A 15,648-nucleotide genomic window follows, 5' to 3' on the forward strand; every position below is an offset into this window, starting at 1 on the left:
GCGGCAGAAGCGTGAAAGCCACACCCGACACCCCTGGGCGGGTCAACCATACGAAGGGCTCACCACGTCCCGCAGAACAACGTAGGGAAGCGTGAAAGCCACACCCGACACCCCTGGGCGGGTCAACCATACGAAGGGCTCACCACGTCCCGCAGAACAACGTAGGGAAGCGTGACGCTTCCGCGAACGCTTCCCTCCGGACAGCAGCAGGCAGCAGACTCACCCCCACGGCCTTCGGTATGGTCACGTGCATCTTGGTCGGAGCACATGATCAGACGAAGGCCGCCCCCACATCCGCCGAACCCCCAGGTGAGCGACCCAGTTCGAGACACCGTTCGAGTGCTAGTGGAGTCGAAATCCCATGGCGGCCAGTTGGCAGGCATCTAACTGGCCGCAGACGGGCGCTCTGTGCTGACACTCAGCCGGCTCATCCGGCGAGCGGGACGCGTCCGAAGCCAGTACGAGCGGGCCGCGATGGTCAGGGCGATGCCGTAAGCAGCGAAGGCGGCCATCCCGATCCAGCCGACCAGCAGCGCGTCGCCCGGGGAGTGGAAGTCGCCGCGCCGCATCGTCACTACGCCGGCCGTGGCCAGGGTCAAGTATCCGATCCCCACAACGCCGTACGGGGCGAGCGTGGCAGCGCCGAGCAGAGCCGGGGCGAGCGGGAGCCAGCGCGGCACCCGTCGGCCGTGCAGGAACAGCGTCCAGCGCGGGAAGACCTGCCCCCACGGGCGGACCAGGCCCCAGAGCAGGAAGACGCCGAGCACGGCCAGCAGCGCGGTGGGGTCCAGGCCCCAGGAGTCCAGGGTGAGGAAGATCCCCGAGGCGCCGTTCCGCTCCGAAACCGCGCGCATCTCCTCACCGGTGATCCCCGCGAACGTGCCGCCGGACGCCCAGGCCAGCTTCATTGCCGCGTACGGGACAAAGGCCAGCGTTCCTGCCCAGGCGGTGTGCTGGGCGAGCTGCGGTGCAGCGGACGGCGCCCGTACGGCAGTACCGGCGGACGGGCGGTCGGACCGGGCCGTGGCCGCGAGCAGGACCGCCCCGAGCGCCGCCAGGGCCTTGTTCGCAGCGGCAGCCTGGCTGTCCACTCCCTGACCGAGCATCAGCGTGATCACATCCATCAGCAGGCTGAACGCGGTGATCCCGGCCAGCCCGCAGGCCACCCAGAGCAGCACCCGTAACGCTGGCCGCAGCCCGTACCGCACCACCGCCCCGCTGACCAGCGTCGCCAGCACGCCCACCGCCATGACCGCCCAACCCAGCTCGGAGGCCTCTGCATCACCGCCGTAGTAGAGCAAGGAGGTCCCGCTCAGCGCGCACGCCAGGCCGAAGCTGGCATACGCCACCGCCCACAGCATCGTCGCCCAGGCCACCCAGCGCGGCCATCACTGCCACCAGGCGCTCCAGAGCGCCTTCATCGTCCGTTCAACACTGGTCATGTTCTGAACGTCGCATCGCCTGCGGCGGGGTGGCGTCAGCCGCCGGAACGATCTCCCTCCCCCAGCCGGGTGAATGCCCCCTGATGCCAAGGCATGAGTTACGGAGCGTGATGTCTCAACTGGCCGTCCGTGGGCAACCTGGACTGGCCACTGTTATTCGAGGGCAGAAGACAAAGAACAAGCTCAGGAGTACGGCGTCAGCTCGCGGCGGCACCGCTGATCATCTTCTGGATGAAATCGCGGTGCCCCGGAACGTCGTCCGGAGTGCCGTCAGCTTGGGCCGTTGCACGTACCGAGGGGAGCGCTGCCGCGCCAGCAGGCCGACTGCCGACCGCTGCCCTTAGAACATGCGACGCCCATCAACTGGTCAGCGCACGGGCCAGAGCGGATACCTCTCGCCGACGCGGTCCGCGCTCTGCGGATTCCCGTCGCTTCGTCAGCCCTGGCCCTGGCGGCATCGGGCGGGGTGGTTCAGGTGTGAGCGTCTGCGGCATCTGCCAACGCTGCTGCGTTACGGAACGCGGGTTTGGTCCTGGGGCAGGAAGAGGGGCTTGATGCCCGTCACCGTCAAATGCGATTGAGGAGCATCTACCGCTGCTCGTGGGCACGGTGGGCGCGCTGATGGATGGTCCGCTGTGCGGGTTCTCGTCGATGCTCATCAGGCGCGGGGTGCGGTGAGCCGCTGTCTCACACCTTCAGGTGAACTTCGAGTGCGAAAACGTTCATTCTTCCAGCCTTGAGGGAGTCGTAGGGAATTCTGGCAGTTCTGCAACGGAAGGCTTGCCCATGCGGCGTCGAGCTGTGATCGCCACTGCTCTGGTTTCCCTGTCCACCCTTGCCGTGTCCGCCGCTGTGGCTGCAGGGCCTGTGATGCCTGTTGCCGGGACGGTCACATGGTGCTTGTCTTCTGCTGCTGCTGACCACCTGGCAGCTGACGGAGTTGTGGTGTCGGCCACTGCTCCGGCTGTGCTCGACTCTTCAGGGCCGTCCCCGTGCGTGCAGTGGCCGATCAGGGGCAAGATCAGTCTGGACTTGACTGAAGGGTCCTGGACTGCCGACGGCGGCATGACCTTCACCAGGGTCTCGGACGGGCGCAGTCTGGGCTTCACCGGGGCGCACGGTGACTTGGCGCGGCGGACCCTGTCGGCGGATGCTGCTGTGGCAGATGAGGCACCGCAGTCTGTTGATCTCTCCACATACGAGCTCGACATGACGAAGATGACGGTCACCATGCCGTCCTTGAGCTCCCCTGGCTCGGTTGAAGCCAAGCCGTTCGACACGATGCTGACGCAGGACGGTGCGGACGTGTTCTCCCGGGCGTACGGTGCGTCACCGGTTGCCACTGGGAGCAGTCTGGCCACGGTCGCGGGCCGTGTCGATGTGGTCCCGGCGTTGGGCTGATCCTGGATGTTGAGCGAATCTGGCGTCGGCGTTTCCTGTGCTGGCCTGCCGGGTGCTGGCCGGGCTGAGAAGGCCGGGGCCGCGGTGCTTGCGTGGGCGCGGGAACAGGGACTGGTGACCGACGCTGTTGAGGAGGAGCGTCTGGCGGCCATGCGGCTGGGGGAGTTCAGCGACCTGACCGTGCCGGGGGCGAGCGCCTGCGACCTGGAACTGACGGCCCAGTGGGCCGCGTTCATCTGTCTGGTCGACGACCGGCTCGACCGCAGCCGGGTCGATGTCCACCCGCAGGAGGTCGCGGCGCTGTTCAACGGGCTGCTGGACGTGATGATCGACGGCGGCGCGGCCGGCTCGGGCAGCCGGTTTGAGCAGGCTCTGGGCGACCTGTGGCGGCGTACGGCTCTGCGGATGTCCACGCGGTGGCGGGAGCGGTTCGTTGCTGATTATCGCGACTTCGCCCTGGCCACGCGTGAAGAGGCCGCCGACCGCACAGGCGGGGCCCGGCTGGGGCTCAGCGACTACATTCTGCGGCGCCGCAGGACTATTACCGCGCTGCCCATGGCAGACGTCCTGGAGTGCACCGCCGGCGCGCCCTGGCCTGGGTTGCCCGGCGGGGAGAACCTCATGAGTGCGTTGCGGCTGGCTGCGGCTGATGTGGTCGGCTGGACCAATGACCTGGTCTCGGCCGAGGACGACCTGCGGGGGGAGCGCGACAACCTGGTGACCGTGCTGAGCCGTGAACGCGGCTGCTCCCTGCGCTCGGCACGCGAGAAGGTCATGAGGATGCGCGACCACCGACTCGAGGATTTCCGCGCTCTTGCCGCCTCGCTGACCGCACTGGCCGCTCCCGGAACCGAGCCGGACGGTGTTCGGAGCTATGTGGCAGCCCTCGGGTCGTTTGTGGCCGCGACACTGCATTGGCTCGGTGTCACCGATCGCTTCGACGCCCGTTGGTCGCTCGGGCGGCGGCCGATATGACTGCTCCCGTTCGCCCTCACCCTCTGCCGGTTCGCACGTCACCGTGTTTGCCGGGCCCTCAAGGACTGTGCTCCCGATGAGACCCCGCGCCGTCGAGCGGCTTCCCTCGGCCTGGCCGTTGTCAGATTTCCCAGCAGCGCTGCCTGCCGGACGCAGACGTCTTCTGGCGCATGTGCTGAACCGGGTGGGAGCGGACGGTGCCGTGCGTGACGCCTGTCGAAGCCGGGTCCTCGAATCCGCACTGGCCCTGGCACTGGTGGAGCAGTGCGGATCCGGCCACCTCGACGCACGTGAGCGCATAGTGGGCTACCTGGAGCGTCACCGAGGCAGCGGAGACCTGATGGACGCGGCCGTAACCGCTGCTGCCCTGGGCCGAAGCACCGGACATCTGCCACGTCATCAGGCCCTTGAGGACATCGTCAGCCGTGTGCCGGACTTCGCAGGAACTCGCAAGCGTGCGCTGGTGCACGCCATCTTCACGATGCTCGGCGCGACTACCTCCCATGACGACGCCGACCCCCGTGCCTTCGATGCAAGCGCGCTGCATCCGTGGGCTGCTGTGCAGGCCGTTGCCGTGAAAGCAATCCTGGGCCGGGCGGCCGGCAGCGCTCCGGCCGGCCGGGACGACGTCACCCTGCTGGCATCCACCCAGTGCCCGGGAACGGTGTGGGAGGGAAACCTCTTCATCCACCTGTCAGTGCTGCACGCCCTGGTGGACGTGCCCGGCATGGGGGGCGTCGTCGACGCCGGTCTGCGCACCGCCCTCATGCACCAGCGGGAGGACGGCGGCCTGCCCTTCGTCACGAACACCGATACGTGGTGCACCGTCACTGCGGGCCTCGCGCTGTGCAGTGCCGGCGCACCGCGTGAGGTGCTGCACCGCATCGCCGGGCACCTTGTGCGCGTTCAGCACGCGAACGGCGGCTGGTCCTACACCGACCATGCTCGGCTCTGCGACACGGACTGCACCACCGTCGCCATCGAGTTCCTGCATCAGCTGGACGCGGATGCCTACCGCGACCCGATTGGGCGTGCCCTGGACGCCCTGGTCACGGTCCGCGGCGCCGACGGCGGCTTTCCCACCTACGGCTCGGGTACTCCTTCAGAGGCGTGCATGACGGCCGCTGCGATCAACGCGCTCAGCACCCAAGGCCGCCACCATCACCTCATTCACGCTGCTCTGCATTTTCTCGCCGACTGCCAGATGCCCGATGGCTCTTTTCCTCCCGGCTGGAGCAGCAGCCGCCTGCACACCCTCTTCAGGGCCTATCTCGCCACTCGCGCCCACCATGGGCAGTCCCCTGTGGCCGTCCACGACATGAGCGGCCGGATCACCGGCCTGGTGCAGGCCGCACAGAACGCGGACGGCGGCTTCGGACAGCAGAACGGCACCCCGAGCGATGCCATCAGCACCGCCTATGCCCTGATCATCCTGGCCGGACAACCTGACGCTGCTCCCGCTGCGCGCGCCACCGGCTACCTGCTCACCCAACAGCGTCCCTGCGGCAGCATCATCTCCGTTCCCGACATGCTCGGCCCCCGCCCATTCCCGTACCACGTCCCCTTGCTGACCGACGCGTTCACCCTGCTCGCCCTGAGCCACCTCACCCAACGCATCCAGCCATCGGGCCTCGTCATGCCGGGCCGCCGACACAGCAGTGCCAACCCGGCCACCACAGCGGACAACCGCGTCGCACTCCCCTGCCGTGCCCTCTCGGGGCCGACGGAAATCACCTCGCCGACATCGGACGCCCCCCGAGTCCCGCCTGGCTCCACTACCTCAACACCACCCCTCGGGCAAGCATGACCCGCAGCCGAAGCACGCCACCGGTGACCGCCGCGTGCCCCCGGCGGCGGAGTCACCCTGAATGAGCCGCTGCCCGGGACCACCTCTGCGAAGCCAGGACCCGCCAACGTCTCCTTCGCCCACTGCCCGGGACGCCGGTTGCGGATCTTCCCGCGCGTCCCGGGCGGCCTCTCATCTCCCTACCGAACCCACCAAGCGGAGAACACCGTGACCATGCCCCTTCGTCCCACCTCCATGGACTTGACCATGCACGCCATGGCCCAGGACCATCCCTCGATCTCCCAGACCATCGGAGTGATCCTCCACCTGGACGGAACCGCTCCTGCTCTCGGCGAACTCCGCCGTCATGTGGCCTCCCACCTGGAGCACGAGCCGCGCCTGACCCACTACCTCCGCGGCCCCGGAGTCAAAGCCCGCTGGCACCACGACCCTTCCCCCGACCTCAGCCACCGCGTCCGCGAACAGCACTGCCCATCAGGCGAGCAGCACCTTGAGACCGCCCTGACCGGCCTCGTCGCCCACCCGTTGCCGGACACGGGCCCCCTGTGGGACATCTGGCTGCTCACCGGTTACGCCCCTGGCCGGTACTCCATCTGCCTGCGAGCGCACCACAGCACCCAGGACGGCATGGGCCTGGTCGCCACCCTGACCACGCTGTTCGGCACCGCGCCCGCGCCCACCCGGCAGCCCGCGCCCAGGGCAGGCGCCGGAGCCTACTGGAGCACCATGCGCGACATGCTCTCCGCGAGCGCCACCCACAACGTCTGGAACGACCCAGCACTGCCCCTCACCGGCAACCGTGACCTCAACTGGGCGCATGTACCCACGCAACGATTGCGGAAAGCCGCCACCGCCCGCGGCGGCGACACGAACGACGCTTTCCTGGCCGCCCTCAGCACAGCCCTGCGCACGTGGACATCACAGTCATGGCCCCGGGGCGTGGGCAGGCCGCTGCCGGCTATCACGATGGTCGACCTGCGCCGCACCGAGGAACAGGACCGGCCCGGAAACTACATCGCCTTCGCCCCGGCGCCCCTCCCCTGCCACGAGCCCACAGCTGAAGGCCGACTCGACCAGGTCATCGCCGCCACCCGCACCGCGAAGGACCCAAGCCGCCACAAGGCCATGCGTTCCGTGATGGACCTCGTCCCCGCACGCGCCTTCCAGGCTCTGGCGAACCGGATGACCGCACCCGACCGGTCCGCCATCACCACGTCCTACCTCGCCATCCACCGGCCCCTGAGCTACAAACTGGACCCCGTAACGCGCATCCAGCCCTTCAACTGGCTCCCACGGCATCAGCCGGCGTCGATCGTGGCCTGCAGCTACAACGACATCACAAGCATCTGCTTCGTCACCGACGCCGCTCTCCCCGGACTGCACCAGCTGCCCCGTCTGTTCCACGACGCCGTGGACGAACTCCCGAAGCCTCAAGACGATGCGCAGACGGACAAGGGACGGGGCCAACGCCCTCACGCCGACGTGACGCTCCCGGCGCCCGCCGCTGACTGCGATGCCGCGCCCGTCATTGATTTCGGGCTCATCAAAGACATTCTGGTCCAACAGGGAAGTCTGCCGGCTGCACCGATCACTCCCCGGGCCACGCAGGCACAGGCCGGCATCGACTCCCTGGCCGTTGCTGTGCTGTCCATGACGCTCGAGGACCGCATGGGCGTCACGATCACCGAACACGAGCTGGCACAGGCCCCCACCGTGGCCGACCTGGTCAGCCTGGTGGCCCGGCGGGCACCGTCACGCTCCGACCACGAGAATCCGGGAGAGCAGAGTCCTCCGCAGCCGGAGGCGCAGGGCCGCCGTACCTGAGGCCTAGCCGCGCCCCGGCCCCATCGTCCGGAGCTCCGGACCATTGCCCGCAGACACCAGCGGCGGCACACCGGCGACGGCGAGATCACCAGAGTCACCGGTTAGTGGCGACCTGAAGGCAAAGTCTCCGCTGCCGGTGACGCCGACGAGCAAGCACAGAGAAGACGACCGTTGTTTTTTTCACGCAAGACCACGACCCCCTCACCGGCGCTTGCCGCGCGACTGATCGGCCTGGGGTCCTGCCTGCCCCCGCGCAAGGTAAGCAACGCCGACTTGACCACACGCCTGGACACCACAGACGAATGGATCCGTACCCGTATCGGCATTGCCGAGCGGCACATCGCCGATCCAGCGACGGCCACCAGCGACCTGGCGGTAGAGGCAGGACTACGAGCGATGGAATCGGCGAGCGTCGAACACGTCGACGCCGTCATCCTGGCCACCGCCACTCCGGACCACCACGTGCCCGGCACCGCGCCGCTGGTGGCCCACCGACTCGGCCTGCGTCAAGTCCCCGCCTTCGACATCGGCGCCGGCTGCTCGGGATTCGTCTATGCCACAACCGTCGCAGCAGGACTCATCCACGCGGGAACCGCCAGCACCGTGCTGGTCATCGGAGCGGAGAAAATGTCGGCCGTGATCGACCCCGCCGACCGGTCCACCGCGCCGATCTTCGGAGACGGAGCAGGCGCAGTCGTGCTCACCACCGGACACGCCGACGAAGCAGGAGTCCTCGGACCGCCCGCGTGGGGCAGCGACGGCGAGCACACAGACGCCATCTGCATCCCCGACGGGGGCTCCCGCCGCCCCTCACACCCAACCGACGCCCTGAACAATCGGTACGTACACATGAAAGGAAACGAAGTATTCCGTCACGCGGTGCGCCGCATCACCCACGTGACCAAAGAATCAGCCACCGCAGCCGGATGGCTCATCCAGGACATCGACCGACTGATCGTCCACCAGGCAAACGCACGCATCAGCGCAGCCGTGGCCAACACCCTGGGAATCCCACCCGAGCGCGTTCCGTCCAACATCACCCACGTCGGCAACACCTCTGCGGCCTCCATCCCCCTGCTGCTGAGCCACGCCGCGCTCGACGGGCAACTGAAAGCCGGCCAACGAGTCCTCGTAACCTCCTTCGGTGCAGGCTTCACCTGGGCGGCCACCACCCTGCTATGGCCCCCGAACCTTCACGCTCTCGCCTGAGCCTCGGCTCCGGCCACCGGGGAAAGCTCCTCGCTCCGACAGACCACCGGCCAAGCGGCAGGGCACGTCAACTGCCCGCAGCAGCGCAGCCCGCATCCTGGACTCGATCAGCTTCCGGCCCAAGCGACGCTCCGGCCGCCGGGACACCCGGTTCAGCCACGCCGACGTGCAGCGGGTCGCACTCGCCGACGTGCCGGGCGGCCGCGTCGGCGCCGGGGCGGCGTACACCTCCAGGGAGCGAACGAATGCGTGGCGGGTGGGTTGACAAGATGGGGGGCGGACGAACGCCCGGCTGATGCTGCTTCCAGGCGTACGGACGGGGCAGAACCGGTGACGATCCCCCTGGCCACCGCGCTTCCACACGCGCACGCACTGAACATGCCGAGGCCGGCTGATCCCGTTCCGAACTGGCCGCCCGTCCCGAAACCCCGGACGAGAATCAAGGCCCAAGACCACTGACGAAGGGGAGAAGGCCGTGAGGCACGTACTGAACCTGTGGCGTCAGGAACTCGGAGAAGTGCCTGACTCGGTCTGGCTCCAGACCGAACTCCGCGTGCTGATCCTTGCCGACAACGGACTCACGGCCCTCCCACCGGAGATCGAACGACTGCGCCGGCTGAGGACCCTGGACCTGGGCCACAACGCGCTCACGTCGATACCCGACGAGCTGGGCAGGCTGACGGAGCTCGGCGACTGCCTCTACTTGCACGACAACCAGCTGTCACGGATTCCGGACGCCGTGGGAAAGCTGACCAGGCTGCGATACCTCAACATCGGCGAGAACTCCCTCACGACCCTCCCTGAGGCCATCGGGAGGATGACCAGCCTCATCGAGTTCAGGGCACAGCACAACCGGCTGACCACGTTGCCCGACTCCATCGGCCGGCTCCGCAACCTGCGTGAGCTCTGGCTCCGAGGAAACACCATCGAGCATTTGCCGCCGTCGACTGCTGAACTGCACGAACTTCGTCACCTGGACCTGCGCGAGAACTCCGTGGCGGAGCTGCCGCCGTCACTGGCCGGCCTGCCGCGGCTGCGTCAGATCGACCTGCGGAGCAACCGCCTCAGCCACTTGCCGGGCTGGCTCACTCTGCTTCCATCGCTGGAGAAACTCGATCTGCGATGGAACGACATCGATCCCTCCCTGCCGCTGCTGACCGAACTCGAGCGACGGGGATGCGTCGTCTTGACATGAGCGAGACGACACGCCGTGGCCCACGCCTATCTCCGTGAAGCCATCAACGGCCCTGGTCTCCATCGGTGCCTGGCTGACCTGTTCAACCGCCCGGAACCGACCATCAAGGACTGGATCAAAGCAGCACGGGACCGCGGCTGCCTCTCCCCCGCCGTCCCAGGCCGCCGGCCCCGGTCCACTCCTCACCCACCCCGAGGACGGCTCACGTACACCACTGGCCTGACCTCCCTACCGGCTGCCGTCTGCACTGGTCCGGGCCACCTTGGGCGAGCCACCGCACGGGGGGGCCGGCCCAGGGCCACCGTGGGCTTGCCCGCGCAGCCGGCGAGAGGCTTGCCCGGGACAGGTGCGCAGGCATGAGAACCAGGTGCCGGCCTTCTGCTCGGGCACGGCCTGGTCTTGCTCCTGGCGCTCGTCGTCGACCTGGTCCTGCCGTGCGGCGGCCTGGACCTGGTGCTTGCAGCGGTCGCAGCGCTTCGGGTGGGTGTCCTTCGGCGTTCCCCAGTCCGTCGCCTGCGCCGCCTTCCACCGTTCGTCGGTGAACTTCTCCCCGCAGCCGGTGCAGACGGGACGGCGGGCCTCACACTCGGCGGCCTTCTTCGCCGCCAGCTCCTGGGCTGCCGCCGTACCTGTGCCTGGTGCCTCTCCTGGGCAAGCTGGGCCTCTTCCCGGGCCTGGGCGTCGGCTGCCTCGCGGCGGGGGTTGCCGATCGCTCCCCACAGGTGCTGCTTGTGGTCGCGGCCGAAGCGGAGGAATGCCGGCCCTGCCGGGCCGTGCTCGCGCAGGTCGCGCAGTTCGGTGGCGATGATCGGGATCCTGCCGTCGTAGACGTGGTGGCCGCCCTTCATCCGTTGGCCCTTCCGCAGGTGACGGGTGAGCTCCTGCAGGGAGGAAGTGTCAAGACTTGTGGATGAGGAGTGGTTGCCTGCCGGCAGGCGAAGGGACTTGAGTCTCCAGTAGGGGGAGACACAAAGGTGGAGGGCATGGATGGCGACACGCTCCACTCGATCGGCGAACTCGCTCGACGGACCGGTCTCACGGTCAAGACCATTCGGTTCTACTCCGATCGCGGGATCGTGACGCCGACGGACCGCAGCCCGGCCGGCTACCGCCTCTACGGCATCGACGCCGTCGCACGCCTGGAGTTCGTGCGGACCCTGCGCGAGCTGGGACTGGACCTTCCCACGATCCGCAAGGTCGTGGACCGCGAGCTCTCGCTTCCCGAGGTCGCCGCGGCGCACGCCGAAGCCCTGGCAGTGCAGATCCGCGTCCTGCGCCGACGGCGCGCGGTGCTGACGGCGGTGGCCGAGCGCGGGTCCACATCTGAGGAGACGGAACTCATGCACCGGCTGGCCCAGCTTTCCGAGGACGAACGCCGACGTCTGATCGGCGATTTCCTCGACGCCGTCTTCGGCGGTCCTGACGCCGCCCCCGCATTCGCGGGGGTCATGCGCTCGATGACCCCCGAGTTGCCCGACAACCCGGAGGCGGAGCAGGTCCAGGCGTGGGTGGAGTTGGCCGAAATGTCCCTGGACCCGGATTTCCGCGCCGTCGTGCGGCGGATGGTCGAGGACCAGGCAGCCGAGCAGGCCCGAAGCCACATGATGGGCCCGCGCCACGACATTGCCGCAGCCGTCCGTGACCAGGCCGGCCCGGCCCTGACCGCCGGCATCGACCCGGCCTCGCCCCAGGCCGGTCCGATCGTCGCAGCGTTCACGGCGCACTACGCGCACCTCCTCGGCCGCCCCGACGACGCCGAGCTTCGGCGCCGGCTGGCGACTCGGCTGGAGAGTGTGAACGACCCCCGCAGGGAGCGGTACCTCCAGCTGCTCGCAGTGGTCAACGGCTGGCCGGCCCCGGAGAGTCTGGCTCCCGTGTTCGATTGGTCCGTCGAGGCTCTGCGCGTCCGGACACAGCAGTGAGGGGGCGGGCGCAGGGCGGCATGGGACGGACGCGGCTGGCGTCGGGGGGAAACGCCGCCGCATATGATCGGTTGATGAGTGCCCCCGTCGTACTTCAGGTGCCCACGTCGCCGGCCTCACCCGCTCTCGTTCTTCGCCCCTGGCGCATGGAGGACGTTGCCGCATTGGTCGAGGTGAGCCGGGATCTCGCATTGCGCCAGTGGGCGAGCTCTGTCGTGGACAACGATGCTGACGGGGCACGGTGGGTACAGGCCCAGCAGCGGGGCTGGGCAGCGGGGGACCGGTTCGGCTTCGCCGTCCTTGAGGCGCGGCCCGGTTCAGTCCGCGAACAGTTGGTGGGCAACGTGGTCCTCAAGGAAGTCACCTCCGGCAAACCGGCGGCCGAAGTGGGCTACTGGACCGCGGCGCACGCTCGCGGGCGGGGAGTGGCCTCCCGCGCTCTGGAGGCACTCACCAGCTGGGCCTTCGACACCTTCGAAGCCGACGGGCTGGAGCGTCTCGAACTCCTGCACCAGGTGGACAACCTGGCATCGTGCCGGGTTGCGCAGAAGAGCCGCTACGACTTCGACACCATCCTGCCGGCGGCGCCGCCCTCCTTCCCCCGCGCTGGCCACCTGCACATACGGCGCACGCGTGCCTGAGGTCCTCCCGGCTGCTGCGGACCGGCTGAGACTGCTCACGCCGGGAGGGTCCCGGGGCGTTCGGCGAGGTGGCCGCGTTCGAAGCGGGCCCCGGCACGGACCAGAGCGACGAGATGGGGCGCGTTCACAGCCCGCCAGCGGGCATGGGCGGACTCGACCAGCTTGAAAACCATCGCCGGCCCGGCGGCCCGGCTGCCGGGCCCTGTCCGGCCCTGCGGCTCTCCGGCGTCAGGCGGCGCTGAACTCGTGCGCGGACCGCCGCGCCGCTGAACCCGCCGCGGGTCGTCCAGGACGGCCTCGGGGGGCGGCGACGCCGGCGCCTTCGAGGAACACGACCAAGTCGGGGCCGCGTGTGTCGCCGGACCAGTCCCAGCGGTTCCGCTCGCCGGAGCGCGGGTCGTACAGGGCCCGGCCGCCGGGGCCGAACTGCCCGAGCTCGGTCATCAGCGCGACGCCGGTCCGGACCTCGTCCGCTGTCCAGCCGGTGATGTCGAGCAGCAGGCCGTCCAGCGGGCCGCCGACCAGTTCGGCGTAGTCCTGGTCCGGCCGCAGGCCCGGGTGGTCGTGGTCGTCCAAGTACGCGGGTTACGCCGGCCGACCGGGCCGGTGCCCGGCCCGCCTGTCCGCCCCTGGGGGCGGACAACAGCTCGCGGCCCCGTTCCGGGGTCAGGAAAGCCGGTGATGAACCGCCGGGCGTCCCCGGCCGGCTCAGGATTCCCGTGGTGCGCCGCACCAGCCCAGGCAACCGGGCCCTGAGCGACCGGGCCTTCCCGGCCACGCAGTGCCACCTCGTCCATCACTCGCCTCCGTGTCGCGCAGCCCCTTGGCCGCGCTCAGGCTCGGCGGGCCCGCCAGAGCCATGCCGCCGTGCCGGCCGGCAGGGCGAGCGTCGCCAGGTTGGCCAGGTGGGCCGGGGTGCCGCCCGACGGGTCGACGCCTGACGAAATCCAGATGCTGATGGCGACGGTCGGCAGGACGGCGGCGAGCAGAACCCCCGTGGTCTTCTGGACAGAGGTCCAGTGCACCGAGGTGCAGAAGCAGCACCGCGCCGATGACGCGGAACAGGGTGCTGCAGAACTGCGCGGCGGGGGCGTGGGGGAGGATCGCCGCGAGGAGGAACGGAAGGGTGAGCATCAGGAGCGGTACCAGGGGGTGCGCCTTGCCGTGCCGGGCGGGTGCGCCGTCCCGGGCCGGGGTCCCGGCGGCCCCGTTGCCCGCCTCGGCCAGCGCCGTCGCTGCGATCGTGCGGGGGTCCCCCAGCTCCGTCAGGACCTCGCCGATGGCGGTATCGGGGCGTTCGGCGCGCGCCACCTCGATGTGTTCGGCGAGGTCGGCGAGGAGTTCCTGGTGGCGGTCGGCGGGGAGCGTGGAGGCCTCGCGTTCGACGGCGGAGAGGTAGTCGCGTACGGGGTCGGCAGAAATCTTCATGCGAGGTCTCCGGTAGGGGGCGCGGGGTGATCAGGAAGGCGTCGACGGCGTTGCGGAAGCCGGGCCAGAGGCGGGTGAACTCGTCGAGCGCTGCCCGGCCGCTGTCGGTGAGCGCGTAATAGCCGCGGGGTGGACCGGAGGCGGATCCCTGCCAGGTGGTGGTGCCCAGGCCGTCGCGGCGGAGCCGGGAGAGCAGGGGGTAGACCGTGCCCTGGCTGGTGGCCAGGGCGCCGGATTCCTCCAGGGCATGGAGGAGTTCCACGCCGTAACGGGGGCGGTCCCGCATCAGGGCCAGTACGCAGTACTCCAGGACACCCTTGCGCAACTGGGCGGCTGCCCGGGCCGTTTGGTCGGATCACCTGGTTCTACGTGCCGCAAGATGCCTGGTGGGGCAAGCGGTTGGGAAAGGGGGTGCGGATTCCCTTGGCTTGTTCCTGAGCACCGGTCCGCCGCCTGCGGGTGCCGCAGGCGCGGGCGGGTCCGGCCCAGGGGCTGCGCGAACGGGCGGGGCGTGTGTTCCGGGTCAGATCTGCGCAGGGAGCAAGATCGGGCGAAGTCGACATCGTCCGGGGTGACGCCGGTTGCCGGGGACCGCGGCCGGACCGGTGGTGCGTCACGTCACCGGGCAGGTGGCCGGCCTCGATCCGGGTCGACGCGCCGTCGGCCGACGGGGGTTCGCCGCCCGGGCCGGTCCGGGCCGAGCGGTGGGTGAGCCGGGGGCGGACCCGGTCCCACGCGTGGGCCTCGGCCCCGCCGGGTTGTTCTTCTTCCCCGCTATCAGCTCTGCTCCCCCGTCACTCGCGGCCGGCCGCCGCTGCCGGCCGCGCCCGGCCGGGGAGGGCGCGGCCGGGCCCCCGGGACCCGTCGCTCTCCTCTCGGCGGAAGTCCGCGGCGTGGTCCACCGCCCACTCCCGGAAGGACCGGGCCGGAATGCCCGTGATGCGCTCCACCTCATCGTTGACCGGCTCCGGATTGTCGAGCATCTCCGCCTGGGCCGGCAGTACGGCCTCCACCAGCTCTGCCGGGTAGCCTGCGGCCTTCATCTGCTCGACGGCCTCCTCCAGTGCGATCTCCTCGAACCGCACCGGGCGCCCGATCGCCTCGCTGATCAGCGCCACCTGCCGTTCCTGGGTGATCAGTTCCGGGCCAGTGAGCAGGGGGCGGGCGCCGAGCAGCGTGTCGGTCGTCAGCGCCTGAACGGCGGCCGCAGCGATGTCCGCCTCGTGGATCAGCGGGCGGGCCAGCCGTGCCAGCGGCGCCCGTACCGCACCGGTGGTGCGGACCTCCTCCGCCCAGCCCAGCGTGTTGCTCGCGAACCCGGTGGGCCGCAGCGCCGTCCACTCCAGGCCCGATGCCTCGATCAGCCGCTCCAGCTCCGTGTGGAACACGGTGATCGCCTCGCCCGGCTCCTCCTTCTCGCTCCCGACCCCGGCGGATGACAGGTACACCAACCGCCGGGCGCGCTTCCCGATCGCGTCGATCACGTCCGGCGCGCCCTCGGCGCTCAGGAACGGCCACACCAGGAAGACCGAATCGACGCCCTCCAGAGCCGTGTCCAGTGACGCGGGATCACCGAGGTCGCCGCGTACCGCCTGCACCCCCTCCGGGAAGTCCGCCTCCCCTCTCACCAGCGCCCGTACGGGCACACCCGCCGCGTGCAGTCGGGTCACCAGCGCGCCGCCGACCTTTCCTGTCGCGCCGGTCACCAGGATCCTGGGCTGTGTCATCGAAATCTCCTCGTCTCGCCGTTCGATGACACGACTCTCATACGTCAACCAAGGTTCAGGTCAAGCACTCCCCCGCC

At 69.5% G+C, this 15,648-nt stretch carries 10 protein-coding genes and 4 pseudogenes; 8 read left to right on the forward strand and 6 right to left on the reverse strand.

The genetic code is table 11. The annotated features are described in order from the left end of the window. Positions 1–383: 383 nt before the first annotated feature. Positions 384–1,376 (reverse strand): hypothetical protein, encoded by a 993-nt coding sequence (locus tag ACWD0Y_RS11455; RefSeq protein WP_450260148.1) that lies wholly within the window; start codon positions 1,374–1,376, stop codon positions 384–386. Positions 1,377–2,438: 1,062 nt separating this feature from the next. Here ACWD0Y_RS11455 and ACWD0Y_RS11460 point away from each other — a divergent pair. From ACWD0Y_RS11460 to ACWD0Y_RS11495, 8 genes are all read left to right on the forward strand, one after another. Beyond that, entirely contained in the window at positions 2,439–2,843 is a 405-nt protein-coding gene (locus ACWD0Y_RS11460; protein WP_450260149.1) for a hypothetical protein, read from the forward strand. Between the two features lie 114 nt (positions 2,844–2,957). Continuing rightward, complete coding sequence (locus ACWD0Y_RS11465) at positions 2,958–3,818, forward strand: terpene synthase family protein (protein ID WP_450260150.1); 861 nt, start codon at positions 2,958–2,960, stop codon at positions 3,816–3,818. A gap of 76 nt (positions 3,819–3,894) precedes the next feature. Continuing rightward, the gene (locus ACWD0Y_RS11470; protein ID WP_450260151.1) at positions 3,895–5,625 is read left to right on the forward strand and encodes a prenyltransferase/squalene oxidase repeat-containing protein; all 1,731 of its coding nucleotides are present in this window, start codon (positions 3,895–3,897) and stop codon (positions 5,623–5,625) included. Positions 5,626–5,838: 213 nt separating this feature from the next. Further along, entirely contained in the window at positions 5,839–7,449 is a 1,611-nt protein-coding gene (locus ACWD0Y_RS11475; protein ID WP_450260226.1) for a wax ester/triacylglycerol synthase domain-containing protein, read from the forward strand. Between the two features lie 171 nt (positions 7,450–7,620). Then, positions 7,621–8,658 carry a beta-ketoacyl-ACP synthase III gene (locus ACWD0Y_RS11480; protein ID WP_450260152.1) on the forward strand — a complete coding sequence of 346 codons (1,038 nt, stop codon included), beginning with the start codon at positions 7,621–7,623 and terminating at the stop codon, positions 8,656–8,658. Positions 8,659–9,133: 475 nt separating this feature from the next. Beyond that, positions 9,134–9,853, forward strand: coding sequence for a leucine-rich repeat domain-containing protein (locus tag ACWD0Y_RS11485; RefSeq protein WP_450260153.1), 720 nt, complete (start codon positions 9,134–9,136; stop codon positions 9,851–9,853). Between the two features lie 983 nt (positions 9,854–10,836). Further along, positions 10,837–11,775, forward strand: coding sequence for a MerR family transcriptional regulator (locus tag ACWD0Y_RS11490; protein WP_450260154.1), 939 nt, complete (start codon positions 10,837–10,839; stop codon positions 11,773–11,775). Between the two features lie 74 nt (positions 11,776–11,849). Beyond that, a complete protein-coding gene (locus ACWD0Y_RS11495) occupies positions 11,850–12,416 on the forward strand; it encodes a GNAT family N-acetyltransferase (RefSeq protein ID WP_450260155.1) in 567 nt (188 codons plus the stop codon). A gap of 35 nt (positions 12,417–12,451) precedes the next feature. On the opposite strand, the pseudogene ACWD0Y_RS11500 reads toward ACWD0Y_RS11495, so the two are convergent. The 5 genes and pseudogenes from ACWD0Y_RS11500 to ACWD0Y_RS11520 all read right to left on the reverse strand — a co-directional run. Next, positions 12,452–12,619 (reverse strand): annotated as a pseudogene (locus ACWD0Y_RS11500) (IS256 family transposase); the annotation flags it as partial. A gap of 148 nt (positions 12,620–12,767) precedes the next feature. Continuing rightward, positions 12,768–12,992, reverse strand: a pseudogene (locus tag ACWD0Y_RS11505) (hypothetical protein); the annotation flags it as partial. Between the two features lie 257 nt (positions 12,993–13,249). After that, a pseudogene (locus ACWD0Y_RS11510) lies at positions 13,250–13,844 on the reverse strand (HAAS signaling domain-containing protein). Continuing rightward, positions 13,841–14,222 (reverse strand): annotated as a pseudogene (locus tag ACWD0Y_RS11515) (PadR family transcriptional regulator). Before ACWD0Y_RS11515 ends, ACWD0Y_RS11510 begins: the two co-directional pseudogenes overlap by 4 nt. Positions 14,223–14,638: 416 nt before the next feature. Next, positions 14,639–15,571 (reverse strand): NAD(P)H-binding protein, encoded by a 933-nt coding sequence (locus ACWD0Y_RS11520; protein ID WP_450260156.1) that lies wholly within the window; start codon positions 15,569–15,571, stop codon positions 14,639–14,641. Positions 15,572–15,648 lie beyond the last annotated feature (77 nt).

This window comes from Streptomyces altiplanensis (assembly GCF_053591575.1).

Bases quoted from the DNA above. Each gene is read 5' to 3' on its own strand.
- ACWD0Y_RS11490 (WP_450260154.1), top strand. From the start codon at position 10,837: ATGGATGGCGACACGCTCCACTCGATCGGCGAACTCGCTCGACGGACC.
- ACWD0Y_RS11495 (WP_450260155.1), top strand. From the start codon at position 11,850: ATGAGTGCCCCCGTCGTACTTCAGGTGCCCACGTCGCCGGCCTCACCC.
- ACWD0Y_RS11475 (WP_450260226.1), top strand. From the start codon at position 5,839: ATGCCCCTTCGTCCCACCTCCATGGACTTGACCATGCACGCCATGGCC.
- ACWD0Y_RS11470 (WP_450260151.1), top strand. From the start codon at position 3,895: ATGAGACCCCGCGCCGTCGAGCGGCTTCCCTCGGCCTGGCCGTTGTCA.
- ACWD0Y_RS11520 (WP_450260156.1), bottom strand. From the start codon at position 15,571: ATGACACAGCCCAGGATCCTGGTGACCGGCGCGACAGGAAAGGTCGGC.